Origin of the sequence: Moorena sp. SIO3A2 (assembly GCF_010672265.1) — a bacterium.
Taxonomy (GTDB): domain Bacteria; phylum Cyanobacteriota; class Cyanobacteriia; order Cyanobacteriales; family Coleofasciculaceae; genus Moorena; species Moorena producens.
Window position 1 is genome coordinate 32,317 of sequence record NZ_JAAHHC010000039.1, and the last position, 24,146, is coordinate 56,462.

The 24,146-nt window shown below is 44.4% G+C and carries 23 protein-coding genes and 3 pseudogenes; 11 read left to right on the forward strand and 15 right to left on the reverse strand.

Features of this window, described 5'->3' with window-relative positions:
* The first annotated feature begins 481 nt into the window (after positions 1-481).
* Positions 482-616, forward strand: coding sequence for a hypothetical protein (locus F6K64_RS29165; RefSeq protein WP_267872119.1), 135 nt, complete (start codon positions 482-484; stop codon positions 614-616).
* A gap of 4 nt (positions 617-620) precedes the next feature.
* Here F6K64_RS29165 and F6K64_RS29170 read toward each other — a convergent pair whose 3' ends face one another.
* Entirely contained in the window at positions 621-1,430 is an 810-nt protein-coding gene (locus F6K64_RS29170) for a slr1353 family protein (RefSeq protein ID WP_008190615.1), read from the reverse strand.
* 69 nt (positions 1,431-1,499) lie between these two features.
* Between F6K64_RS29170 and F6K64_RS29175 the strand changes: the two genes are divergently transcribed.
* The 5 genes from F6K64_RS29175 (at position 1,500) to F6K64_RS29195 (ending at position 7,043) form a co-directional block, all read left to right on the forward strand.
* Positions 1,500-1,664 (forward strand): hypothetical protein, encoded by a 165-nt coding sequence (locus F6K64_RS29175; RefSeq protein ID WP_287267183.1) that lies wholly within the window; start codon positions 1,500-1,502, stop codon positions 1,662-1,664.
* Between the two features lie 559 nt (positions 1,665-2,223).
* The gene (locus tag F6K64_RS29180) at positions 2,224-2,346 is read left to right on the forward strand and encodes a hypothetical protein (protein ID WP_267872120.1); all 123 of its coding nucleotides are present in this window, start codon (positions 2,224-2,226) and stop codon (positions 2,344-2,346) included.
* Between the two features lie 579 nt (positions 2,347-2,925).
* Positions 2,926-5,178 (forward strand): ribonuclease R family protein, encoded by a 2,253-nt coding sequence (locus tag F6K64_RS29185; RefSeq protein ID WP_044495596.1) that lies wholly within the window; start codon positions 2,926-2,928, stop codon positions 5,176-5,178.
* Between the two features lie 363 nt (positions 5,179-5,541).
* Complete coding sequence (locus F6K64_RS29190; RefSeq protein ID WP_008190620.1) at positions 5,542-6,159, forward strand: flavin prenyltransferase UbiX; 618 nt, start codon at positions 5,542-5,544, stop codon at positions 6,157-6,159.
* A 233-nt stretch (positions 6,160-6,392) separates the two neighbouring features.
* Positions 6,393-7,043 carry a hypothetical protein gene (locus tag F6K64_RS29195; protein WP_081431888.1) on the forward strand — a complete coding sequence of 217 codons (651 nt, stop codon included), beginning with the start codon at positions 6,393-6,395 and terminating at the stop codon, positions 7,041-7,043.
* 166 nt (positions 7,044-7,209) lie between these two features.
* Here F6K64_RS29195 and F6K64_RS29200 read toward each other — a convergent pair whose 3' ends face one another.
* Together F6K64_RS29200 and F6K64_RS29205 are read right to left on the reverse strand one after the other, a co-directional pair.
* Positions 7,210-7,410 carry a hypothetical protein gene (locus F6K64_RS29200; RefSeq protein WP_008190624.1) on the reverse strand — a complete coding sequence of 67 codons (201 nt, stop codon included), beginning with the start codon at positions 7,408-7,410 and terminating at the stop codon, positions 7,210-7,212.
* Between the two features lie 231 nt (positions 7,411-7,641).
* Positions 7,642-7,851: a hypothetical protein gene (locus tag F6K64_RS29205; RefSeq protein ID WP_008190626.1), complete on the reverse strand. Its 210-nt coding sequence runs from the start codon at positions 7,849-7,851 to the stop codon at positions 7,642-7,644.
* A 243-nt stretch (positions 7,852-8,094) separates the two neighbouring features.
* On the opposite strand from F6K64_RS29205, the gene F6K64_RS29210 reads away from it, so the two are divergent.
* Complete coding sequence (locus tag F6K64_RS29210) at positions 8,095-8,643, forward strand: shikimate kinase (protein ID WP_008190629.1); 549 nt, start codon at positions 8,095-8,097, stop codon at positions 8,641-8,643.
* Between the two features lie 880 nt (positions 8,644-9,523).
* Here F6K64_RS29210 and F6K64_RS29215 read toward each other — a convergent pair.
* The gene (locus F6K64_RS29215; RefSeq protein WP_008190635.1) at positions 9,524-10,708 is read right to left on the reverse strand and encodes an aldo/keto reductase; all 1,185 of its coding nucleotides are present in this window, start codon (positions 10,706-10,708) and stop codon (positions 9,524-9,526) included.
* A 450-nt stretch (positions 10,709-11,158) separates the two neighbouring features.
* Here F6K64_RS29215 and F6K64_RS29220 point away from each other — a divergent pair, with 450 nt between their 5' ends.
* On the forward strand, positions 11,159-11,533 hold the full coding sequence (locus tag F6K64_RS29220) for a helix-turn-helix domain-containing protein (RefSeq protein WP_287267185.1): 375 nt from the start codon (positions 11,159-11,161) through the stop codon (positions 11,531-11,533).
* A 151-nt stretch (positions 11,534-11,684) separates the two neighbouring features.
* Here F6K64_RS29220 and F6K64_RS29225 read toward each other — a convergent pair whose 3' ends face one another.
* The 5 genes and pseudogenes from F6K64_RS29225 to F6K64_RS29245 form a co-directional block, all read right to left on the reverse strand.
* Positions 11,685-12,563 (reverse strand): hypothetical protein, encoded by an 879-nt coding sequence (locus F6K64_RS29225; RefSeq protein WP_287267187.1) that lies wholly within the window; start codon positions 12,561-12,563, stop codon positions 11,685-11,687.
* Positions 12,564-12,729: 166 nt separating this feature from the next.
* On the reverse strand, positions 12,730-13,836 hold the full coding sequence (locus tag F6K64_RS29230; protein WP_287267190.1) for a DUF1565 domain-containing protein: 1,107 nt from the start codon (positions 13,834-13,836) through the stop codon (positions 12,730-12,732).
* Between the two features lie 181 nt (positions 13,837-14,017).
* Positions 14,018-14,899 (reverse strand): hypothetical protein, encoded by an 882-nt coding sequence (locus F6K64_RS29235; RefSeq protein WP_008190642.1) that lies wholly within the window; start codon positions 14,897-14,899, stop codon positions 14,018-14,020.
* 355 nt (positions 14,900-15,254) lie between these two features.
* A pseudogene (locus F6K64_RS29240) lies at positions 15,255-16,518 on the reverse strand (RNA-guided endonuclease InsQ/TnpB family protein).
* Positions 16,519-16,871: 353 nt separating this feature from the next.
* A complete protein-coding gene (locus F6K64_RS29245; protein WP_008190650.1) occupies positions 16,872-17,501 on the reverse strand; it encodes a L,D-transpeptidase in 630 nt (209 codons plus the stop codon).
* A gap of 222 nt (positions 17,502-17,723) precedes the next feature.
* Between F6K64_RS29245 and F6K64_RS29250 the strand changes: the two genes are divergently transcribed.
* Complete coding sequence (locus F6K64_RS29250; protein ID WP_131827103.1) at positions 17,724-18,227, forward strand: hypothetical protein; 504 nt, start codon at positions 17,724-17,726, stop codon at positions 18,225-18,227.
* A gap of 255 nt (positions 18,228-18,482) precedes the next feature.
* On the opposite strand, the gene F6K64_RS29255 is transcribed toward F6K64_RS29250, so the two are convergent.
* The 6 genes from F6K64_RS29255 to F6K64_RS29280 form a co-directional block, all read right to left on the reverse strand.
* On the reverse strand, positions 18,483-19,679 hold the full coding sequence (locus F6K64_RS29255; protein WP_287267192.1) for an S-layer homology domain-containing protein: 1,197 nt from the start codon (positions 19,677-19,679) through the stop codon (positions 18,483-18,485).
* A gap of 103 nt (positions 19,680-19,782) precedes the next feature.
* The gene (locus F6K64_RS29260; protein ID WP_008190658.1) at positions 19,783-20,673 is read right to left on the reverse strand and encodes an energy-coupling factor transporter transmembrane component T family protein; all 891 of its coding nucleotides are present in this window, start codon (positions 20,671-20,673) and stop codon (positions 19,783-19,785) included.
* A 46-nt stretch (positions 20,674-20,719) separates the two neighbouring features.
* Positions 20,720-22,111, reverse strand: a complete 1,392-nt coding sequence (gene der, locus F6K64_RS29265) for a ribosome biogenesis GTPase Der (RefSeq protein ID WP_008190660.1) — start codon at positions 22,109-22,111, stop codon at positions 20,720-20,722.
* A gap of 131 nt (positions 22,112-22,242) precedes the next feature.
* Positions 22,243-22,377, reverse strand: coding sequence for a hypothetical protein (locus F6K64_RS29270; RefSeq protein WP_287252366.1), 135 nt, complete (start codon positions 22,375-22,377; stop codon positions 22,243-22,245).
* Entirely contained in the window at positions 22,349-23,416 is a 1,068-nt protein-coding gene (gene ygfZ, locus F6K64_RS29275) for a CAF17-like 4Fe-4S cluster assembly/insertion protein YgfZ (RefSeq protein ID WP_008190662.1), read from the reverse strand. Before ygfZ ends, F6K64_RS29270 begins: the two co-directional genes overlap by 29 nt.
* Positions 23,406-23,804, reverse strand: a complete 399-nt coding sequence (locus tag F6K64_RS29280; protein ID WP_008190663.1) for a hypothetical protein — start codon at positions 23,802-23,804, stop codon at positions 23,406-23,408. The genes ygfZ and F6K64_RS29280 overlap by 11 nt, the downstream gene beginning before the upstream one ends.
* Positions 23,805-23,975: 171 nt before the next feature.
* On the opposite strand from F6K64_RS29280, the pseudogene F6K64_RS38485 reads away from it, so the two are divergent.
* Both F6K64_RS38485 and F6K64_RS38490 read left to right on the forward strand, forming a co-directional pair.
* Positions 23,976-24,086, forward strand: a pseudogene (locus F6K64_RS38485) (hypothetical protein); the annotation flags it as partial.
* Positions 24,056-24,146: pseudogene (locus tag F6K64_RS38490) on the forward strand (hypothetical protein); the annotation flags it as partial. The pseudogenes F6K64_RS38485 and F6K64_RS38490, both read left to right, overlap by 31 nt.

A 24,146-nucleotide genomic window follows, 5' to 3' on the forward strand; every position in this document is an offset into this window, starting at 1 on the left:
ATATAATCATAATGATTATATATTAATTTGTCAAGGGTTTTAAAAAAACTTTTTTTTGGGGGTTTTATGGAGAAGTTGCAATTAATTTAAAAGCTAAGCTTAAGCGCTATGCGCACGCTACGTGAACAGCCTTCAGCTATCAGCATTCAGTTTAAAATTAACCTATTTAGTAAGAATTTAATATTGATAGATTAATGAGAATTTAAAGTCTAGGTAAAAGCCCATTTTATTCAAAAGATGTTCGCGTAGCGTGCTAATAAGCTGAGAGCTAAGAGCTGAGAGCTGAGAGCTGAGAGCTGAGAGCTGAGAGCTGAGAGCTGAGAGCTAAGAGCTGAGAGCTGAGAGCTGAGAGCTGAGAGCTGAGAGCTGAGAGCTGAGAGCTGAGAGTTTACGATTTAATATTAATAAAAAAAAGCGATACTATTGGCTGAGCATCGCTTTTGTTGTTGATCTAATTTTACTGACAGCGTTTTTGATAACTATGAGTTACACAGGATGTTTTACCGATGCCCGATTCCCGATTCCCGATTCCCGATTCCCTAACCCCTCCTGGGAGGGGTTAGGGGTGGGTTCCGATGCCCGATGCCCGATGCCCGATTCCCTTTCCTATAGCTAATAACTTACGAATCTGAAGGTACGGGCTGAGATTCTAGATATTCCAGAAAAGACATTAATTCTTTGTCACTAAGCAGCTGACGCGATCGCTTACCGTAAGTTTGTAGAAGATAGTCTTTCCCCTGTTGAGTTGTCCAACCCAGACGCTTCATTTCTACATTAGTTTTAGTAATGATGTCAGAATGGTCAATAATCCCAGAACTCAATGATCCCATGTCACTGGTGTTAGTCTCCATGGTATTTTGAGAATATGACTGAACTGGAGGATCAGGTGGTGAGGTCTGGTAGCTAATTGGCTCCCTCTTCTTAGGGATGTCAGCTGGCACAGTGGTCTCTACTTCCCTTGAGAAGGAATCATTGCTAAAGTTCCTTACTGGTTCTACTGATGGGATATTGGCAGCGGTTTCCCTAACCTCTCTAGCTCTTGACTCTGAGAAAGAGTAACTACTGGTGTCACTGGTTCGACTAGCTTGAGTAAAATGATGATTGGGTTGAGTCTGTTCCTGACTTGCTGAGGTCGAGCCAACATCATAGCGAGGCAATGGTTGCAGCGGCAGATTTACCTCACGCTTTGCTCTGGGAATATCCTTGTTTTGATCAATCCCTTTGGTGCTATCCATGCCTAAAGCAGCTAAAGCTCTAAGTCTGGCTTGGTCTTCTGCTAATTCAACGGTTTGGGCAGCAGCTAGACCGGTGACCAAGATGGTACCCTCAACTTTAACTGAGCAACGTACTATGTACTGACCATGGTCAATTGCTAAAAGATCGCTGATCAAGCTGCCTTGAGGATAACGATCTCGGAACTGAGTAAACATAAAACCATTTCCTGCCCAAATCTAAGCATTATATCATAGCATAGCTTTACCCGAAAACTGTAGCAAGCGATGCAGCGCGGTCTTGGGGAGCCAGTGAGGCCAAAGGGGGTTCCCCCCATGAGCAACTGGCGTGGTTTCCCCCATGACCGCGCTGCATCAAGACAACGGAACAGCATATCTACGGATCACCGGAACATTTGTTCCCGATTCTCTACTCCCGTTGATGTACAATAAAACATGATACAATAAAACTATATTTGGTAAGCTCGCTCAAAAATGGTCATCTTAGTGAAAGTATTCTGTGGTTACAATCTTCAACAGACCTAGGAGAAAGGAATTTCTGTTCTGTTCCTGATCCAGTGGAGCAGTACAGCCAAGTACAACTAAAGTTCCTTTTTTCCAGGCGCTCTAGGAATAGGAAATCAGAGGGCGGGTAAACCTCCAAGTTCCCCTCGTTGCCCACACCTACTATCTTCCACAAGAGCTGTCATCTGCTGATGTAGTCCGTAGCCTTTTAGCTTAATCTGCTCTTATGCCCCACGTCCGAACTTGCATGTCGGCGTGACATGAATGGCGGATAAGAACTTTTATACTTTGTGATCATCTATAATGAACATAGTAGGGTAATGAAATTAAGAGCTAACCGCCACCTACTTGCTAAAAATAGAACTTTTTTGTATTGTTCCGGCGCGGAGGGGCATCTCGTGTCGTTAATAAAGCTTGCCGAGTATCCTAACCGTTGGGTGGAGTTGGCAAGAAGCCTACACTGAACTCGAAGAGTTAGTGTAGGAGTATGTCACGTAGACTAGTAGTAGATATAACTGGGGAATTTGAACACAGTTCCGAGGCTGACCAGACGTTGGCTAGCTTCTCTTTTGCCCCAGGGGCTAAAGCATCGGCAAAGCAAGGGGACTAAGTTACCAGGAAGCGTAATGGTTCCGATTATTGCAGTGTCTGAACATAAGAGTTTTAGCCGAATATTCTGGGTGGCATTGGAGAAACTCACTCTTTGAATCGGTTGCTTCTTATACATAACTGCCTGTTAGTTACCCGTTTGATGATAACTTCGCCAACGAAACAATCGTCCTAGGTTCCTCAAACCGTAACTCAAAGAAGGTGCCATGGCGTTTGAATCACTGGCTATTGACCAACCTCAATCTCAAAAATCCCGCAGGCTTTGTTAGGTGAGTCATTAGCCTAAAAAGTTACCCTGACCTTAGTCTTGCTTCGGAACAAAAACAACAGAGTCGGTTAACCAGTTTAGGCAAACCATCAGTGGATACCCTTTCCTGGGAAAGAAACACAAGGGGTGGAACAAGTTCAGCTACCCGGGATTACTGATGCACTATTCTCTGCTGCTGGAGAAGTGTACACCTGGCTTGCCTTTCAATGTTCAGCCGATGACCCGATCGCATCAGGGACTGTCCTACCAATGCGATCGCATGCTCTTAAGGGCAACAAGCAAAAACCACGATCAGACGAAAAGGATTGTTGGATGGAATTTTCAATCGCTACATTACTTTCTAATTTTACTGATGATAAACTAGTGGCACCCAAAGTCTTAGAAAAAAAACTTGGTTGCCAAGACAAAGACAGTCTCAAAAAACTCCAGATTTCCCTGGATGTACTGGAAAAATTAGGAATTCTGGTTAAAGATCGCGGCAGGTATCGGCGTGTTTACGAAGAAGACGTGGTGGAAGCCAAGCTGCGGTGTTCCAGTAAAGGCTTTTGTTTTGCCATCCAAGAAGTCGAGGGAGCCGATGATATTTACATTCGGGAGAGTAATCTGAGTACTGCCTGGAATGGCGATCGCGTCCTAGTCAAAGTTACCAAAGAAGGTAGCCGACGCCGCTCTCCTGAAGGAGAAGTGCGGTTAATTCTGGAACGGGTAAATCCTTCAGTGCTAGCGCGAGTCAAGGAAACTGGTAATGGTTACCGAGCCTTTCCCCTTGATGACCGACTCTTGTTTGAACTAGATCTTGAACCAGATCAGGAAATCTTACAAAAAGCAGTGGAGCATCTGGTTCATGTAGAAGTGCTACGCTACCCCCTAGGACAAAACCCTCCCCTTGGAAAAGTTGCCCGTATTTTAGGAAGTGATGCAGAAGATGCCGCTGACACCGACATTGTCTGTTGCAAGCACGATTTACGCTCTAACTTCCCTGATGAGGTACTTCTAGCCGCTGATAACTTACCGAAAAAGCTGAAAAAATCCGACTATAGCGAGCGCCTAGATTTGCGAAAGGTTCTAACCATTATCATTGAAGATAAGCTAGCTAACTCAGAAAAGGTAGTTGTAGAAAACGCCTTTACTCTAGAAAAAACTGAAGCAAATCAGTGGCAACTGGGGATACATATTGCTGATGTGGCTTACTTTGTCCCTCCAGACTCTCCCTTGGCGGATGAAGCCAGAAAAAGGGGTACAGCAGTTTATCTGTCCGATGTGATATTGCCTTTACTACCGGACGCCGTTACCCAGCTTTGTTCCCTAGTACCAGGTCAAGACCGCTTAACCATCTCCGTACTACTCACTCTAGACGAAGCTGGTAAGGTAGTAGAATATCAGATTCAACCGTCCATAACCCAGGTACACTACCAGCTCAGTTATGAGCAGGCTCAATCCCTTCTGGGGGGACATGAGGAAGCTGACTCAGAATTGGCACCTGTGGTGGACATACTCAAGGAACTGTTTTTTACCTTGAGTCCAGCAGTCAGGGCGCAACGAAAGCAGCGGGGTGCCTTTGACCTAAATTTGTCCCAGATTCCATACCCCTATAAAGATGAAGGGAGAGTGGGGGCTCTGGAGGTTTCTTCAACAGTACCAATGCAGTCTTTGTTGAAGGAATTAGTGATCTTAGCCAATCAAGCAATAGCTACCCACATCCAAGCCCTAACTTTGCCAGGGATTTACTGTGTCCAGGGGCTACCGGATTGGGATGGGCTTCAGGATTTGATGAGGTTGGGCATGAATCTAGAGCATGATATGCAGCTTGAGCAAGAGGAAACTATTACCCCTCAAGACTATCAAGGCTTTACCCAGCTATTTGCCAAATCCATAGCACCTAAAGTATTGATCTATTTGTTGTTATCAACCTTAAAACCAACAGGTTATAGTTCTAAACCAGGATCGCACTTTGGTCTAGCATTGGATACTGGCTATACTCACGGAGTATCACCACTGAGGCGCTATGGGGATTTATGGGTACAACAGTTACTGCATTTGGTATTTGAAAAAGGAAGAGACCGTCGTTCTACCCGTTCCAAAGACCGGGTAAATCTGAATCATAGCAGCTGTCAAGGTAATATAAACTGGAATGTTTTACCACCAGAAATTCACCAAGAGTTAGAAAATCAGTTAACTACATTAATTCCCCATCTCAATGACCGTGAAAAAATCACCATGGATGCAGAGATGGATTTACAGGGCTTAAAGAAAGCTGAACAGATGAAAGAGCGTACAGGAGATATCTTCAGCGGTCTGATTACTGGGGTTCAATCCTACGGCTTTTTTGTCGAAATTGAAGACTTGTTAGTAGAAGGATTGGTTCATGTTAGCTCTCTCAAGGATGACTGGTACGAGTATCGCTCCCGTCACGCCTGCCTAGTCGGTCGCAAAAATCGCACTGCCTATCGATTAGGCGATCGCGTCGAAGTCCAAGTCAAGAGTGTGGATTATTACCGTCAACAAATTGACCTGGTAACCGTAAGCGGTGGTAGTTTTGCTAGTAACGAAGATTTAGAGGAGTAAGTTATTCGTGAGTGGTTAGTAGGTTACTAGAAGGTTAACTAACCACTAACCACTAACCACTCACTACTAATGAAATGATATTAAGTCCGGTTAATCACTTACAGCGGTTTTAAATTCGGTGAGGTACAAACTTATCGGTTTTAGGGAGCAGGGACTTCGGAGCAGGGACTTCGGAGCAGGGAACAGGGAACAGGAAAAAAAACTTGTTTACCTCATAGTTATGAAAAACGCTGTATAATATGCTTGATTCTAATAGGGTTGATTCCTTTTTGTTAATTAACAATTTAAGCTATTAGCTGATAGCTGATAGCTGAATGCTTACATGACACCGGACATGATTTTACTACTGACTAATCACAACTAATGACAACTCCTTTAATTCTTGGTGTCACCGGTGCATCTGGGCTAATCTATGCTGTACGGGCTTTAAAATATTTACTAGAGGCTGACTATGCTATTGAGCTGGTGGCCTCAAAATCTACCTATATGGTTTGGCAGGCAGAGCAAAATATTCGCATGCCTCTAGAACCCGATCTACAAGAACAATTCTGGCGTGAGCAAGCAGCAGTCGATCAGGGGGGCAAACTCATTTGTCATCGGTGGGGGGATGTGGGAGCCAGCATTGCTAGTGGTTCTTTCCGTACTTTAGGAATGGTGATCATGCCCTGTAGTATGAATACCGTAGCAAAAATGGCTGCGGGCTTCAGTACTGACCTGCTGGAGCGTTCAGCAGATGTTCAAATTAAAGAAGGGCGTAAGCTAGTAATCGTACCTCGTGAAACACCCTTTAGCTTAATCCATCTGCGTAACCTTACCAGGTTAGCAGAAACAGGAGTTAGAATTGTTCCAGCTATACCGGCTTGGTACCATAACCCTCAAACCATCGAAGATTTGGTGGATTTTGTGGTAGCTCGTGCTTTAGACCAGTTAGACATTGACTGCATTCCCCTAAAACGATGGCAGGGCAGAAGTACTGATTAGCTTCAACATAGTTATTATGATAGGTAAGCAAATAAAGATATCGGAAAGATGGGGAAAATAGGGCAGATTTCAAAGAGGAAGTAGTAGGAGGCTAAATCGTCAGACGTTTCTGCCTTGAGCCGGACATATGCTGATCAATCTTCATCACCCCTCAAGCAACCTTTAACCTGTAACCTTCAAGCCCTTGGTTTATGTTTAGGATTATTATATTCTTATGTTTGGTAATAGGTGGATTGGCACTGTTTGTTGTCGATAATTGGTTGCCAGTGCTACCGTTGGTCTTTCTAGGCATGAAGACACCACCTCTACCTCTAGCCTTGTGGATTGTTGGTGCCGTTGGAGCTGGAGTTCTAACCAGCATCAGCCTACGACTCCCCAATTACCTGGCTTGGCGTTACTCTCGTCGAAATTCTGAACCACCGGACAACGAGCCATTATTTTCTGAATATAGCCGTCGCGAAAGTAATCAAACCCAGACGAGGCAGCATAAAACTCGTGAGCGTCCAGCCTCGAAAGAAACCTCAAAAGATGATCCGGTCTCGGATTGGGAAGAAAGTAGTAGTAAAGACTGGGACTTTGACAAAGATCAGGATTCAGATCGAGTTTCATCAGGTCGCCAAGGGGTTAAGCAAGATTCGACCTCACACACAACTATTGCGGATCCCACTAGCTATGACCTGAGCAAAGAACTCGAAAGTAGTGATCAAAGCGACTCTGTGTATTCCTATAGTTATCGGAAACCTGGAAATTCAGGTGTTGGTAAATCCGAAACAGTTTACGATGCCAAGTTTCGAGTAATTAATCCACCTTACAAGACGGTAGCTAAGCAGCCTGAAGAGGATGAAGAGGACTGGGGGTTTGAGGATGATGAAGACTTTGAATAACCCTTTTTGTGTCAATATTTGTGTGTCAATAATGTTTAATTACGTTATATAGCAATCCTAACTCACTGTTGACTTTGTTTATTACTAGTCAAACAATAGCAGCCAAGGTAGTGAAAGGTCACTCCTTGGCTGCTATTGTTAGATAGTTAGTCAATTATCCATTTGGCTAATGATTCATTTGTTCGCGAGATTGTTGCCTCACGCGACCAGTCATGGCAGCTTCCTGTAAGGCCATAAAGGCATCGAGATCCGCCAAATCGTACTTTTTATGTTTTTGATGGAGCATCCTGCGTAATTTATCCTCGGCTTCTATGGTAAGATAACCGGTGGTGAGAGCTTGTTTGACAATGTCACGAATTAGCAACATTTACTTTGTTACCCCTACTTTAGATGGAGTGACCACTAGTGAAAACCAGTAGATCGGTTTAACTATCTGTTTCACTAGTGGGATAGTTTTGTGAGACACCGAAATCAGCTGCTTCATCAGGTAGTTAAATGCCAGGGATTAGAAACTGTGCGTTACACATATTTGAGTTTCCCTGGTCTAGAGAACCGGGGATTATTTTACCCTCGTGCCAAGTTTGGACTTGTATTCAGTCTAAAGGTACACCAGGCAAACGGTGCTTAAACACCGCTTACCTAGTCGGCTTAAGCCTAACCCTAAGCTTCTGGCTACTTTTATAATGACGGCGGTTAAAACCGCCTTGTCTTGCTTCCTCCGCCACATAGCCACATAAATGATGACGGTTTCCACGCTGCCTTTGTCTAGATCCAGTCCCAGATGGGGAAAACCACGCCAGTCCCTCATGGTCAAGGTTCCTGTGTGTTAAGGCTTGCGGGAGCACCTTAGTAAGCCCAGTGGGCACCCCCTGTGGCCTCACTGGCTCCCCAAAACCACGCTACATCGGGTTTGTTGGGATGAAGTTTAGATGAAGCTATTGTGAATAATAACATAAATGTGAAAGGCTGTCTCCCAGTGGGAATCCTAGAGTGGTACCGTTGATTAAGTGTGAACTAAGGGTAATCACTGATTAGACCGGGGAGGGCATGCGTGAATGACTTGTTGAAGGGCATCAATGTTTTTCTGATTGGCATGATGGGCGCTGGCAAAACTACTGTTGGAGGTTTACTAGCTAGTGAGCTAGGTTATGGTTTTTGTGATACAGATGCCCTGATTGAGCAAATTGCAGGTAAAACGATTAACGAGATATTTGCTGAGGACGGAGAAGAAACCTTTCGACAACTGGAGACTCAGGTACTATCGCAACTATCGGCTTATCAGCAATTGATCGTTGCTACAGGAGGTGGTATTGTGCTTAAACCCCAAAATTGGAGTTATCTGCATTATGGTCTGGTGGTCTGGTTGGATGTCCCTGTGGCAATGTTAATCGAACGCTTGCAAGAGGATACCACTCGCCCCTTACTACAGAAACCTGATCCTGCTTTAGAATTGCAGAAAATTCTTGACCAAAGACGGAGTCTTTATGAATTAGCTGACCTTCACATCTGTGAAGATTTTGGGGAGACTCCACCACAGATTGCTTCACGAGTGATCACAGAAATTCCGAAAGTTCTTAAAAAATCTACACAAAAAAATTAGGGTTAGTGGACAGTCGTGTCAGGTTGAATACTTATCTTTCTGGATCTTTCTAGGTTGATAGCCAATTAACACTTAACACTTAACACTTAACACTTAAGTAAGCATTCAGCCGTCAGCGGTCAGCAGTCAGCTTATTTTATTCAAAAACACCGATTGCGCTATGGGCACGCTGCGCGAACAGTAGCGTGCCCATCGCCCATAAGCACCGAAAGTAGCACCATCTGTAGCGCATTAGCTGATAGCTGTTCGCACCTCAAGCAGCGTGGCCACAGGCCAAGCGTGCGCGTAGCGCATTAGCTGATAGCTTAATGGTTACCGAAAATTTTGGGTTTAAAGCCCCGTCCTTCCTTCGACGGCTTTCAATGAAAGTTTGTAAGAGATGTGCTATAATGAAAGCATAAACAATAAACTTTAAAAGTAGAGAGATACTATCTAATCATAAGTAGGCAACGTAAAAAATATGTAGAGCGTACATATTGCTCCATTGGGTCTAACGACTTGAACGTCTAGGAAAAAATTAGATCAAAAAAAGTATCTATCTATATAAAAAAAAGGTACGGTGGGGTTAGAAGTTACCGTATTCAGAGGGTCGCCTTTATGGTTAGTCGGCTATGCATAAAAGAGGTGCGACCCGTGGCGAATTTAATTCGCCGACGGAAAGCGCACCTTTGGTTAAAACTTTTTTATTAAGGCTCCACTCTTCTAAGGTTTCGTCTCCGGCACACCGAAACCTAGGTCAAAGACCAACTACGCTTGGGGAGAGGAGACCTCTATTTTTCCTGGCTCCGGCAAGGGATAACAAGTCACCTCGTTGAAACAAGAATCCCCGTCCTTCCAGGGCGGGGAGTGTCAAACAATTAACAATATGCTTCAAACCTATTCATGATTGTTGGGAGAGGCGTTTGACTGGTTCACCCCCTAATAAGTTATGGGCATCTTCCAGAAAAGCTGGTATTTGATCAGCATGAGGACTGTTACGCAAACATTGGCTCAGGTCTAATTCTCTGAGCCGATTGGCTGGGGCACCAGGAAACCAGTGACCCCCATTAGTTAAGAGGTTGTAGCGCATTTTCGCATACTCTACGAGATCGTAAGCGATCGCTAAATTCCTCAACCACAAAATCACTGGAATATTTATACCCCCTGGAGTTTCTGAATGGGTGGGTAAACCAATGTGCCAACTTCGGAACCAGTCTTCTCCCAATTTTGCGATCGCTTCTGACTCCAAACGCTCTAAAATCGGCGGTAATATTTCCTCTGAGCGCTCCAGAAGTTCTACAGCTTTAAGGTGTTCATCAAAATCTGATGGTCGAGATGCCCCTAGACTCAACGTATGCACCTGGGGATGGCTCAAACAAAACAAATCATTAAACACCATTGGGCTAAGGGGAGCACAAAGTTCCACTAACCGTTGTGGTGGTTTATAGAGCATACCCCCTTTATCGGAAGGGCTAATGATGAACACCCCCATATCGTGACGAGTAGCGGCTTCAATGGCAGGCCAATTTAACTGATTAATGTAATACCAGTGCAAGTTAACGTAGTCAAACTGGTCCGTTTCAATGGTTTTAACAATCACATCTGTAGGACCATGAGTCGAGAATCCAATAAACCGTACCTTCCCCTCTGCTTTAAGCTGTCGCGCTACATCTAAATAACCACCAGGACGGATAGTATCATCTAGCAACTCAGGGGTATTAATCCCATGGATTCCCAGTAGGTCAACATAGTCAAGTTGTAATAAAGCTAGGGATTGATTAAACTTACGACGAAATTCTTTGGGGTCAGGCTTAGGATTAACTTTAGTCTGAACAATCAGTTGTTCTCGGGGAAATTTTGGCAAAATCTCTCCTAATTGCATTTCAGAAGTACCGTAGCCACGAGCAGTTTCTATGTGATGAATGCCAAGCTCTAGAGAACGGCGGATTGTTGCTTCCAAATTCTGTTGATGATCTTGGGGAATTTGCTCCTTGGGAACATCCTGCCACTTGAACTGGTATCGCATACCACCACAGGAAAAGACTGGCATCTGTAATTCTGTACGCCCAAATCTTCGATATTGCATCATAAACCTGCTTTGAATCACCCAGCTGCTAGTGTCTGCTCTTTGAGCATCTAACTATTTTTAGATTACTTTACAACGTCAGCATTCAGCCGTTAGCATTCAGCCGTCAGTATTCAGCCGTCAGCTTCAGCCGTCAGCATAGTGTAGCTTACCCATAGCCCATAAGCAGATCAAGTAGTGTGCGCTACTTGATCTGCTACTTGATCTGCTATCAGGTATCAGCCAAAGGCTGTGGCCAAGCTATGGGAATAGTTTATCCCCGTAGTGCATGCTACACCGAACAGCTTTTGAATAAAATAAACTGACAGCTGACAGCTGACGGCACCTCAAATAGCATCTCAAGTAGCGCATATGCTTACCAGGCTCCAATGTTTTGGCATAAAAAAATCTAGCGTTTACCAAGCTAATCAGGTACAATGAGGATAGCTCAGATAATTCTCCTAAAAAACCATGAAAGCCTACTCTGTTGACCTTAGACAAAAAATTATTGATGCTTATAATCAAGGCAATATCTCTCAACGTAAGCTTGCTCAACAGTTTAATGTTGCCTTAAGCTTTGTTCAAAAATTACTCAAACAGTATCGAGAAACCGGAAATATTGCTCCCAAAGTTAGAACTAAACAAACTTCGATAAAACTTACCCCAGAGCAATTAAATATTCTCCGAGATCTTGTCATCAAAAACCAGGATGCTACGTTAGATGAACTCCGGATTTGGTTAGCCGAAGAAACGGGAGTTTTAATTGGTCGTTCCACAGTCGATAGAATGATTAAACGTTTGAATTTAACCCGTAAAAAAAACAAACATTATACGCCACAAAAATAGGCACAAATAAATTCAAAAATAATCTTTATATTTCCTGGATCATGGATACTAGTGCAATGGGGAATCGTGGTCATATTACTGATTCCCCATTACCTCATGCCAATCACCAAAATTTAGGGACTATTTGATAAGTGATTAACCAGACTTAATCTCAAATCTCTTTAGCTGCCTGCTGAATCAGATGACGAGCAACAGTTTGAATCCCAGTATGCTCATAACAATTGGTGCTAGCGTCTAGAAATGCCGCTACATAGTCTAACTTGTCATCAGCAACTTCTATAAAGCCACCCAGACGGTCAAACAGTGACTCAGGGCTTAACCCAGTAGAGGAAATTAAATTATCCATCCAGTCACCAACTGCATCAAACGTGTTACTGATAAATCCCTGTTTATCGGATTCAGGAATTGAGTCACTGATAGCTGCAAAGGCAGGATTGTCTCCTAGAGCGGACTCCCCTCCTTCATCCAGACTATTTCGTACTTTAGACATGAAGTCAGCACCGAGAGGAATTAGACCATCGATGCAAACTAAGGCTACCATCCGCATCAGAGCTTCCTTATGATAGTTTTCTGCCACAGAAGCAGCAAAATCTACCGGATTAAAACCAAGGCCGTGAATCTTGCTATGAGCGATCAGTTCTCCGACTAGTTTTATGCTCAAGTCAACAGATTGAACGGTGTCAGCTTTGGGAGTCAGTCTGTCTAAGAATGGAATCCAGCTGAAGGTATCCCCAACTTTGTCAGCTAAAGCCGCTGCTGCGATCGCTGTGTCAGTCTTGTCAAGAGTTTGGTAAATCCAGATAGCTGTTTGGTATCCCTGATCAGGGTCTTCGTACAGCTCAAGGGTGCGTACGCGAATTGACTCAATCACATCTGGATCTGTTTCCCCTGTAACTGAGCTAATTGTATTGTCAAAACCGACGAGATTTTCCCATTCCCCCGGAACAACAAAATCCAGTACATTCAGGATTTTTACGGTTATATTATCCGTTGGAAGTTCGTCAACTAATTCAATAATTGATTGACCCATTTTCAGTTGTTTTAACTATAAACTTCTCTCAGGAAAACATACACCATTGTAAATGTCAATTGTGAATAAAGTATGAAAACAATCCTAATCTAATCGGCATTGCTTAGGGAGCATACTGAGCCAAACTAATTAACGTCAAAGTCTACAGGTGCGACCCGTGGCGAATTTAATTCGCCAACGGAAAGCGCACCTCAGGAAATTCAGGATAACTTGGTTCAGCTTCTAGCAGTGCGGCAACTCCATCCCCCTTGAGCTGATTACCAATTACTAATAGCTTTTTGCCAGTAACATTGTAAATGTCATAACGTTCATTGCCTTCAAAAAGGTTATTTCCAGGAGTACTAGCAGTGCCTAAATCTGGCTGAGATTGGCTAATCGCTACCAAGCCATCCCGACTATTGTTGATAATTTTGTTCTCGCGCAGCACAGGACGTGCAGACCCTTCAATCACCACCCCGTCAATGTTGTCACGAATCTGATTATTTACTACCAAGGGTGAACTGTTGCCCCCTATCGCCAAACCATGACCGGTTTGCTCAATAATATTGCCCCGGATTTCTCCTGTTGCTTCCCGAGTTACAGATATACCGTTTCCTTGGTTATTGGCAAAACGATTATTTTCAATCAGAGGGTTTCCTTTACCACTAACAAACACTCCTTCCCGATGGCTATTGATAAAGGTATTGTTGCGAATGATGGGATTGGTGGATTCTACCCACACACCACTCCCTCTGGTATTAGGATTAGTAATAGTTAGTCCCAGAATCTGAGCATCTTGAGCTGCCAATATCGTTACATTCTGACCTGCCCACGTGCGACTGAGGTAAAGACCGCCACCAATTATAACTACTCCTTCACCTCTAGGGGACTTGTTTCCCTGGAGAATCATGCCAGGTTTGAGTTTAAGGGGAAAGGTTTCTCCCTGTTCAACGGTGTACTGACCTGGCGCTAGCTGGATAGTAGCTAAGGGACGAGCTTGCTTTAAGGCATAGGTAATGGTTTTGAAGGGATTAGCAGTGGTTAGACCAGCGTTTTCCGTGTCTGTACCCTGTTGAGAATCCACGTACAAAATTTGCTTGATCGCTGGTGGCGACTGCCTAGGGTTCGGTCTCGGTAAGGTACGACTAGGAAAATTGTCTGGTGTTGGTCTACTTATCCGGTCAGATGAATCCCATTGTTCACAGCCTGTTACAGCTAAAGCAATAATTAATCCAGCAGCAACTAATACAAAGTTAGGGGATTCAGTTAGCTTAGAAACTTTGTATTGCAGCATTGTCAAGGTCAGTACTCAACTGGATGGAATTAAAATTTTCTTCAAGTATTATTAACTATTATTCTAGTAGATATTATTCTAGTACTATTCTATTGAACATTTTGCACCTTTTTGAGTATAGACGTTCCATGGAACGTCTATACTAATCACTGATCATTTAGGGTGAGCAGTTACCACTACCCTAGTCAATTTCTTCAGCAGCACGAAGAATTAAATGACGCGCAACGGTTTGAATGCCAGTATGCTCATAGTAGTTAGTGCTAGCGTCTAGAAATGCCGCCACATAGTCTAACTTGTCATCGGCAATTTCTACAAAGCCCCCCAAACTATCGGACAGTGAATCACGGCTTAATCCAACCGAGGACACTAAATTATCCATCCAGCCACCAACTGCATCAAAGGTTTGAGTAATGAATCCCTGTTTATCGCCATCTGGGATTGAGTCACTGATGGCTTCAAACTCATCATTGTTGGCAAAGGCTGATTGATCTCCTTCTTCAAGGGTATTTCCTACTTTAGACACAAAGTCTGCACCAAGAGGAATTACCCCATCAATGCAAACTAAAGCTACCATCCGCATCAGAGCAGCTTGATCATAGTTTTCCCGGATAGAACTGGCAAACTCAAAGGGATTCAAGCCAACCTTGTGAATTTTGCTATGGGCAAGTAATTCCCCCACTAATTTCAGACCCAAGTCAACCCCTTGAAGCTTGTCAGCTTTAGGAGTCAGTTTCTCTAAAAACGGGATCCACCTAAAGGTATCCCCGACTTTGTCAGCTAAAGCGGCTGCTGCGATCGCTTTGTCAGTTCTGTCAAACTTTTGATAAATTCCAACGGCTTTTTGGTATCCCTCATTGGGGTCTTCGTAGATGGCGAGGGCGCGATCGCGAATTTTCGTAATCACCTCGTAATCCTCTTCCCCAGTTAGCTTGCGAATGGTGTGGTTAAACCCCACGAGGTTTTCCCACTCCCCTGGGATCACAAAATCCAGTGCGTTCAGTATTTTTACGGTTAGGCTATCTGTTGACAGTTCATCAACTAACTCAATTATTGATTTACTCATAAAAAAACAAGTTTGAAGTTTGGAAACCCCGTTTATGGGGGGCCGGGTCGGAAAAACGAACGTCAAGTGCGGTTTTCACCCTGCTACCTAGCCTCGGAGGCTTGAAGCCCCGTCTAGGCAACAGGGGGGTGCTGACCTTAATATTTTCTCTAGATAGTTTCTCTAGATAGTTTTCGGTTAGTTTAACCTACACCATCATAACTATAACAATCGGATTTGAGTTGTGAAACTCTCCAAGACCGGAAGTGGAGCAACAGACCACAAGTCGAGGTATAGGGGCAATAATTTCACCATTGGTTAGTTGATCGCAAATCAATTGGGAGTGCGCTAAGCGTGGGATCTATTTAACTCATCGCTATCTTAAAATTATTGACACTCCCCGGTCGCGCATACGCGGGGATTCTTCGTTCAACGACCCATCTTGCTCAACCAAACCGGAGTCAGGAAAAGTAGAGGACAGATCTCCGGAAGAGTTCGGATCAATGATCCAGGTTCCGGTGTGCCCCACCGTACCTAAGGCTCTTTCAAGAATATTGATTGCAGCGTTGTGGTCGCGGTCTAATTGACAACCACATTTGCAGGCATGAGTCCTAGTTGATAGAGACTTTTTCACTACCTCGCCACATTGAGAGCAATTCTGGCTAGTATAGGCAGGATTTACTGCTACAGTCACCCTGCCAAACTTCTGACCAAAATGTTCTAGCCATTTTCTGAATTGATACCAACCTGCATCATTAATAGACTTGGCTAGACAGTGATTTTTAACCAAATTCCTGACTCTCAAATCTTGCCTTACGGCACGCTGCGCGAACGTAAGCGACCAAATCGTTAGATTGGACTACGCAACGCGCCAGTCTCTTGGCGTGTTCTTGACGTTGCCTACTTATTTTGAGGTGTGCCCTACCTAGTCTATTAATTGCTTTCTTACGGTTAGCTGAGCCTTTCTTTTTGCGAGATACTCGACGTTGATTATATTTAAGGTTTTTCTCCCCTTTTCTGTAGAATCGAGGATTAGGTTCGGCATAGCTATTAGAGTCGGTATAGAACTCTTTTAGCCCCACGTCCAAGCCAACAGTATTGCCAGTAGGTCTTAAAGTTTCCGTACAATCAACGGAAACACAAAACTGAACATAATAGCCGTCAGCTCTTTTTACTATCCGAACCCGCTTGATCTGTTTTTTTTCAAAACGCCACAAGTCCCATGTACCCTTTAATCTAAGCCTTCCTATCCCTTTTTTGTCGGTGAATGTAATAGACTTTTTGTCTGGAGATATTTTCCAACCAGATTGCTTATATTCAACAGAACGGCAATGCTTTTGGAATTTGGGAAAGCCTTTTTTGCCAGGTACCTTTTTCTTGCAGTTATCAAAGAAACGAGCAATCGATGACCATGCCCTTTCAGCCGCAGCTTGACGAGCAGTCGAGTTCAGTTCATTGGCAAATGAAAAATTCTTGGCCAAGGTCTTACAATATTTGTTTAAATCATATTTATTTAGACCTTGATTGTCCATCCACAGACGAAGACAGCTATTTCGCACAAACTTGACAGTCCTAATCGCCTCATCAATGGATTGATACTGTCCTTTTTTTCCGTATGCCTTAAACTCAAGTATGATCATCAGAACTCGACCTCTTCTGCTATATTATTATGCTAGCAGACTTAGAACAAAACGACAAGTGGCATTGTTAAGCTGTTCAGCATTTAGATTGGGATACCTAAATCTCTCAAAGGGAACAGCGGATCTGGGAACAGCGGATCTGGGAAAAACCAATTTAAATACGCATCAGCTTACACTTTCTGTAGTGATACAAGATGAAATTCTCCCACTCCTAGAAGGCGCGTCAAGCCGCTATAAGCTTTCATCCCCGCTCGCTTTGTGACGGGGTTTTCAGCTGTTATAATCTTATAATTATGAAGAGCTAAGGGCTCAAGTCTCTAGGTCTCGGGTTTAACCTATTCCCGGAGAGGATGTCAAGGCTGTACGATTACCGGTGTTCCTATAGCCACCTTTTCAAATAAATCTCGGACATCTTTATTGAGCATTCGGATGCAACCGTGAGAAACAGCTTGTCCGACGAGTTCCTCAGCAGTTGTTCCATGAAATCCAATATAATTCTTCCCATTAGTCCAAAAACCAATCCAGCGATCGCCAAGGGGATTATTCGGCCCTGGAGGAATTACTTCACCTGTCCAGGGATGCTCCCAAGCTGGATCCTGAAGCTTTTGGATCACTTCAAAATTGCCTGTTGGTGTTTCCCAACCCGCTTTACCAATGGCAATTGGGTAACTGTTTAGGACTTGAGCCGCTTGATAGACATAAACACGACGTTCACTCAATTTAATCACCAAACGAGTAATTTGAGTAGCCTCTGCTGGGATGTCTTCTTCTAGAGGAAGATATATATCCGGGTCTCCAAGGGGTGGCAATTTTGGGACTTCAATTCCAGGCAATTGATTTTGATGTAAAACCTCTTTGGTAGTAGCGTCAGGACTACTGGTTTTTTCAGAGGCAGCTACCTGCTGTTGCCCATCAAGTATTGGAATTACTATACTCAAGCAGAGTAGCATTAAGCTCCGAGATAGCAATTTACCTCTCACCATTCCTAATGATTTTTTATTTATAACAACTTTATAACATCACTTTAATAGACTTGAAAAGCCACATTACCAAAAACCTTAACACCCAGGTTAGAATTGTTGTTTTTATAAAAAATTAGTAAATCTCCTGATAAATATTCCGGAAAAAATCTATTATTTCCGTAGATATTACAGTAGATTAGTTAATTTTAAATCCTTCGATTAACATAAATATAAGTTAAGTTGATGATGAAAATTAAAAACTTGAATGTGTGGACAGGGACTACCTTGTCACTGCTGCTGTGTACCCTTGCTATGGCTCCCGCTAAGGCTAATCCAATGGGTGAACAAGCCCAAAACCGGATCCTCAAACAAGATAGGGGGCAAGAGCTTAACAAAGGTACTATCAAGAGTATCGTTGGCAATATGGTAAAGGTTAAGCTTGACAACGGTGAGAGCCAAACTGTTTGGCTACCGACTTCCAAGCTCAGGCAATGGCATTTGATAGAAGGTAAGCAAGTCTTGATGGCTGGGAATCGTATCGTTAATGTTGTTAGTTCAATTGCTTTGGCGAGTTCAGACACTAGGAGGGTTACCAGTAGTGTTAGCGAGGTGTTAGAGTCTCTCCAACAGAGGCGTATCGAACGGATGAACCGTATTCGGAGAACTGTCATTTCCACTCCTGTACAGCCAACAGTGACAACTCCTCCTCGAACCCCAATTGGGATACCTGTCAGAGCACTTTGGTAATGGTTCATGCTTGACAAGGCTTTGTCATAGTAATGAGGTACACAGGATTTTTTTCTTTGTTTCCTACTCCCTGCTCGGAAGCTCCCTATTCCCTGTTTCCTATAACCAATAAGGTAGCCCAATTGAAAATGGCTATCCTACTATTCCCATAAAAAATATTGCCCGGAGTTTTAACTCCGGGCTAATCAATAAAGTTGATTAAAATGAACTAATCATTACCTGATCGGTGATCCGATAATTCTATTTTGGAGCTACCTATTTTGGAACTACAATATACTCAGAAGAAACCCCTTGAGCCTTATCTGATTTGACCAAAGCCTGATAAAGCATAGAGACCATTTCAGCATGAGTAGCAGGTTCATTGGGTCTGAGCAAGGTTTTGTCACTGTAGTTAACAACTATACCCGCTTCTGTTGCTGCTGCTACTTTATCAATCGCCCACTCAGGAATCTGATTCTTATCTCGGTAAATCTGTAAGGTTTTGGCTGGATTCGATGAAGGTTGAAGATCAAGACCGCTAATCAGGCTAACCAAAACCTGTACACGAGGAACCTTTTGCTCAGGACGGAACTTCTCTCCGGGATATCCTGACATGAAGCCGGTTTCGGTAGCTTCATCAATGGCTTTAGAGGCTGATTTATCAGTAGGTTTATCCTTATAATTTACTCGTTGTCGCTTCTTCTGCTCTTGAAACACTTTTTGAATTTGAGCAGCCAACTCTCCCCTTGTCACGGGTCTGTTCGGTTGAAATTTCTGATCAGGTAAGTTAATTAATAGCTTGTCCTGGGCTAGAGGTATCATGAAAGGACTTGCCCAATGATTATTAGGAATCTCTGCTGGTTGAATGGAGCGGAAATCGCTAACATCTATAGGGATAGTTTGTGATGAGGATTCGGCTTTGTCAGGACCTGTGCTACCGTCAGTAGTGCCATCTGATCCGGCTTTGTCAGAACCTGTGCTACCGTCAGTAGTGCTATCGCCTCGGGCTTTGCCCTTAGCCATGGTGCGGTCGGGATATCCTGTCGATGAGTACCCCGATGAGAATAGCCCCAGGAATTGATTAGTTTCTGAGTCCTCTGGTGAGTTATCTTGTTGAGCTGACCCAAGCATTAAACCGGTAGCTGGATCAGGTGAATATCCCCTAAACAAAGAACGATTTCTTGATTTGGACCATGAGGAACGCGCAGATGATGACTTACCCCCACCCGTGATTGATTTAAGGCTTGGGAATATTGATGATTCCCCCGTTGACTTAGATGATGCTATGGGAGAATCAACGGATTTTAAGCTAAATTTTCCCCGGTTGCCCCTCGTTCCCCAAAACAGAATTAGACCAATAGTAGCGAAGGCTACGATAATTGCCAGTAATTCATCAAGGTCTAGAATTGGTTTACGACTTGGCTGAGGAGCTGTTGGGGGTGATGTCCGCTCGGACGGTGATTGATTTGTCATAGAGATGGCTGAGATACATATCTTTTGACTGTTCCGGTTTTAAAGCCTAGGGATTGCTTTAAGTTACCTAGATTAAACCATAGCTATGTTTTTCACAAAAGATTCAAATTTTCCAACCCCAGGTTAATCTTACTCCCCAAAATACTAGTAAACTTGCCAGTGCTAACCAATCACACCAGCGTAAGCGCAGTTGATGCCACTCCACTTGATGTTCATTGGGACTAGTAAAGCCTCTGACAGTCATGGCACTAGCAATTTGCTCAGCCCGTAACAGCAGATTTTCCAGAAGCTTTTCCGCAACCATTAACCAAACTTGTAGGCTTCGGCTCAGACCGAGTTTTTTCCAGTTGATAGCACGAGTGCGTATGGAACGACCTAAATTCTGTACTTCTTCGAGCACTAGGGGGATAAAGCGCAAGGAAAGGGTTAAGGTCAGCAGAATTTCGGTAACTGGAACATTCAAACGCCGTAAGGGTTTGATTAAGCTTTCTAAACCTGCGGTAATTTCTTCTGGTGCTGTGGTAAGCAGGAAGAGACTTGAACTGTAAACTAGGATAAATAGAGTTGTGCTGATGCGGATCGCTAAATCTATTGAGCGACGAGTAATAGTAACACTAATCATAGTAAAGGCTTTACCACTCCAGATCACATAACGGTAGTCACTAGGTTGAGGTAGGGTGAGTTCTTCAGGTAGTCTGACTTGATGGTCAATGGCCATACCATCTGGAGCGATCGCAGTGATCAGGAAGACAAAACATGCCAGCATCAACAACCAACCCATTTGCTGACGCCACACCCGCCAGGGAATCCTAGCAGATAAGGTGATTAAAATCAGTAACGAGGATAACCCGATCCTAGAGTAGGGATTTGCCAACAGGGGTGCGATCAGAAAACTGGTCAACCAAAACATCTTGACCCTGGAGTCGAGGTGATGCATCCAGGTTACTGGTTGTTCCAAATACAGTCCGATGGGAAGCGATCGCAATAAGTCCATGTTAGTGCTGAGTGCTGAGTGGGGCAGTGGTCGAGGGGGTTAGTTGTCACACACGGGTAGCTCGATTCAGGTTGATTTGAGCTTCTTCTCCATCACGGACTTTTTTACCTCGCCACAGTAAGCGTAGTGGTGTACCGGTGAAATCTAATTGTTGGCGGAACTGACGCTCTATGTAGCGACGGTAGTTTTCTTTGAAGCGTTTGGGGTCGTTAACAAACAGGGCAATAGTGGGGGGTTTAGTTCTTACCTGGGTGCCGTAGTAGATTTTGCCCTGACGCCCTTGGCGATTGGTGGGAGGAGTGTACCAGCTAACGGCTTCTTGTAGGACTTCATTAATTACAGAGGTAGAGACACGACGTCCATGTTGATTGGCAGCGGTGTCAACTAAATCCAAAATTGTTTCGACTCGCTTGCCTGTCATGGCACTAACAAATATGATTTCAGCCCACTCGATAAAACTCAGTCGGTCTTTTACCTGTTTTTGGTAGTCATAGATAGTGTAGGAATCTTTTTCTATGGCATCCCACTTATTGACTACAATTACCGCAGCACGCCCTTCATCCGCAATACGTCCTGCCAGTTTTTGGTCTTGCTCTGTCACGCCATCTATAGCATCAATCACCAGTAGCACTACATCTGAGCGGCGAATGGCTTTGAAGGCACGATTAATACCAAAAAATTCTGGTCCGTAAGTAACGTTTTTCTTTTTGCGAATGCCAGCAGTGTCAATCAAGCGATAGGTTTGGGCTTCAGTACCCTTTTCTGGATCTGCTGACCGTTGTACTACCATATCAATGGCATCACGAGTAGTGCCAGAAATTGGACTGACGATGGAGCGATTTTCCCCAGTGAGGGTGTTCAATAAGCTCGACTTTCCCACATTGGGGCGTCCGACAATAGCGACTTTAATCTCTGGGATTTCTGGGATATTGTCTACATTCGGCAGGTAGGTAACCAGCTTTTCTAGTAATTCTCCTGTACCATTGCCATGAATTGCTGAGACCGGGAAGGGTTCTCCTAAATTCAGTTCCCAAAACTGGGAGGCTAGAATAATTCCTTGCTGGGGAGATTCACATTTATTGACAGCTAGCACAACTGGGGTATTTTGTATACGTAACCATTGTGCGATCGCTTCATCTCCAGCTGTGGGTCCGGCTTGACCATCCACCACCAACACTGCTGCACTAGCTTCAGCCAAAGCTGCCATTGCCTGTTCTCGAATCAAGGGCAAGAACTCGGTATTGTCATCAAAGACTAAGCCGCCAGTATCGACAACCAGGTAGTCTCGGTCTTGCCAGAAAGCAGCGCGATAAGTGCGATCGCGGGTTACTCCTGGTTGGTTGTGGACAATAGCATCGGTCACCCCGGCCAAACGATTGACTAGGGTTGATTTCCCCACATTCGGGCGTCCGATAACTGCAACAATTGGCAGGGCCATAAACTGGATGTCCTCAAAGGAGGAGTGTGAATGCTTTAGTCTTACATTTTATCGCAGTAAGCATTCGCAGGCTCTCAGCCCTCCGCCCTCAGCCCTCAGTCTTGGCCTTTGGGCCACGCTACGGGAATGGCTCAAGCTACGCCCACGCTACGGGAATAGCTGATCGCTGATCGCTGATGGCTGATGGCTGATGGCTGATGGCTGATGGCTGATTGCTGATTGCTGATTGCTGATAACTTACTCAGCACTTGGATCATAATAGTCATGACTCAAGCAAGGTACAGGCACAATTTCCCCTTCGACGTCCCCTAAGAGAACTTTTAACCCTGCACCACCAGCCTTAGTGCGGATATAAGCTAAACCAAACACTCCCTGGTCAGTTTCCGTCAAGCTGGTCAGCTTGCCCACTTTTTCTCCATCTACGGTAATGACACTTCCTAGGTCAGTAGGAGCACTTAAGCGGATACCCCATAGTCGTTGCTTCACTCCTTTGTAGGTATTCAAGCGCGCAATGGTTTCTTGACCAATGTAACAGCCTTTGCTAAAGGAAATGCTTTGCCATAAACCAGCTTCGAGAGGATTGTAATCTTCGGTCAGTTCATGACCTGGCGCAGGGCGTCCCTGTTGGATACGCAACTGTTCCCAAACGCGATCGCCTATGGGGATTGCTCCTGCTGTGGTTAAGGTCTGCCAAACTTGGGCAGCATTCTCGGCAGGGCAAATTACAGTATATCCAGGCATTGCCAAGCAACTCCCGACAGCGATGCGGACTTGATTATCCCCGAGCATCAGTTGCTGGTGACTAGCATCTTCTCCTGATATCTCGACACCCAAGCCTGTTAAGAGGGCATCACTAACCGGTCCAATCAAGGATAAAACAGCATGGTGATCCGATACATCCTGTAATGCCACTTGATCCATGGGAAAGATATAACGATCCAGCCACTCCATGATCTGCTGGCGGCAATTTGGAGAAACTAGTAATAGCACTGAATCTGCTAAGATATAGGCAGTAGCTAAGTCAATAGTCCGAGCTGTAGATGTGACAAAAACCGTCTCACAGCCTTGGCCTGGCCTTCGTGTTTGGAAGTCATTGGTGCTTTGATTGTGTAGATAGCGTAGTCGGTCATCACCAGATACTTTGATCAACCCCCAATGGCAACAATCAACTAAGGCAACTCCCTGACGGGCTGCTTCAATCCCTGCTGCATCATTGCCAAAGCTTACGGGAATCATCCGTGAAGCCACCGACTCAAACTTTGCCCCAGCCAGGCGCTGGGCATCTAGCAATTGGTCATTTGTCATTGGTATCTACCAGTGGCAATCCTGCCACAACTTCTTCTACTAGCTGTTTGGCTTTTGCATCTAGACACTGCCAATCCACCTCACCAGCCTGATCAATCAGCATCGGGTCAATTTCTACTGGCTGAGTGTCTAATTCAGACTGGGTGGGCTTATAGTCACGAAAACAGACTTGGAAACACAAATCCCATAAATTAATGGCTACTGAAGTATCTTGATGTGCCAAACACATCTCATAGCCCGGTATGGGTGTAGTAACGTTTTGATAGGTGACTTTCCAGTTTGTTGGCTCCAACTGTCGCCCAATTTGGTCTATTATACGAATAAACGTAGGTTGCATCAGCAGTTGAGCTTGTTCCCATGCCAGCGTATCCTTAAATAGGGGTTTCATTAATCCACTCCCACACAGCCCTTGAAGGGTGTTATTTTACCAGACATTAACTAAAACAGCAATATTCACCGGCTATCCGTCGCTCTTAATACTATACCGATATCTGCTCTATCCTAATAACCAGTGGACTATCATCTTTGAAAAATTCCTCTTCCGGTAGAGTATTCTAAGTTGAGCCAGATAATCGTAAGCATTCAGCGGTCAGCGGTCAGCTATCAGCGGTCAGCGGTCAGCGGTCAGCGGTCAGCGGTCAGCGGTCAGCGGTCAGCGGTCAGCGGTCAGCGGTCAGCGGTCAGCGGTCAGCGGTCAGCGGTCAGCGGTCAGCGGTCAGCGGTCAGCGGT

Coding starts and splice junctions, on each gene's coding strand:
- F6K64_RS29225 (WP_287267187.1), bottom strand. CDS start 12,563: ATGGGTCAATCAATTATTGAATTAGTTGACGAACTTCCAACGGATAAT.
- ygfZ (WP_008190662.1), bottom strand. CDS start 23,416: ATGACAAATGACCAATTGCTAGATGCCCAGCGCCTGGCTGGGGCAAAG.
- F6K64_RS29280 (WP_008190663.1), bottom strand. CDS start 23,804: ATGAAACCCCTATTTAAGGATACGCTGGCATGGGAACAAGCTCAACTG.
- F6K64_RS29175 (WP_287267183.1), top strand. CDS start 1,500: ATGCAGCGCGGTCTTGGGGAGCCAGTGAGGCCAAAGGGGGTTCCCCCC.
- F6K64_RS29260 (WP_008190658.1), bottom strand. CDS start 20,673: ATGGACTTATTGCGATCGCTTCCCATCGGACTGTATTTGGAACAACCA.
- F6K64_RS29170 (WP_008190615.1), bottom strand. CDS start 1,430: ATGTTTACTCAGTTCCGAGATCGTTATCCTCAAGGCAGCTTGATCAGC.
- F6K64_RS29200 (WP_008190624.1), bottom strand. CDS start 7,410: ATGTTGCTAATTCGTGACATTGTCAAACAAGCTCTCACCACCGGTTAT.
- F6K64_RS29185 (WP_044495596.1), top strand. CDS start 2,926: ATGGAATTTTCAATCGCTACATTACTTTCTAATTTTACTGATGATAAA.
- F6K64_RS29250 (WP_131827103.1), top strand. CDS start 17,724: ATGATGAAAATTAAAAACTTGAATGTGTGGACAGGGACTACCTTGTCA.
- der (WP_008190660.1), bottom strand. CDS start 22,111: ATGGCCCTGCCAATTGTTGCAGTTATCGGACGCCCGAATGTGGGGAAA.
- F6K64_RS29245 (WP_008190650.1), bottom strand. CDS start 17,501: ATGGTGAGAGGTAAATTGCTATCTCGGAGCTTAATGCTACTCTGCTTG.
- F6K64_RS29180 (WP_267872120.1), top strand. CDS start 2,224: ATGTCACGTAGACTAGTAGTAGATATAACTGGGGAATTTGAACACAGT.
- F6K64_RS29205 (WP_008190626.1), bottom strand. CDS start 7,851: ATGAGGGACTGGCGTGGTTTTCCCCATCTGGGACTGGATCTAGACAAA.
- F6K64_RS29255 (WP_287267192.1), bottom strand. CDS start 19,679: ATGACAAATCAATCACCGTCCGAGCGGACATCACCCCCAACAGCTCCT.
- F6K64_RS29165 (WP_267872119.1), top strand. CDS start 482: ATGAGTTACACAGGATGTTTTACCGATGCCCGATTCCCGATTCCCGAT.
- F6K64_RS29235 (WP_008190642.1), bottom strand. CDS start 14,899: ATGAGTAAATCAATAATTGAGTTAGTTGATGAACTGTCAACAGATAGC.
- F6K64_RS29220 (WP_287267185.1), top strand. CDS start 11,159: ATGAAAGCCTACTCTGTTGACCTTAGACAAAAAATTATTGATGCTTAT.
- F6K64_RS29190 (WP_008190620.1), top strand. CDS start 5,542: ATGACAACTCCTTTAATTCTTGGTGTCACCGGTGCATCTGGGCTAATC.
- F6K64_RS29270 (WP_287252366.1), bottom strand. CDS start 22,377: ATGACTATTATGATCCAAGTGCTGAGTAAGTTATCAGCAATCAGCAAT.
- F6K64_RS29215 (WP_008190635.1), bottom strand. CDS start 10,708: ATGCAATATCGAAGATTTGGGCGTACAGAATTACAGATGCCAGTCTTT.
- F6K64_RS29230 (WP_287267190.1), bottom strand. CDS start 13,836: ATGCTGCAATACAAAGTTTCTAAGCTAACTGAATCCCCTAACTTTGTA.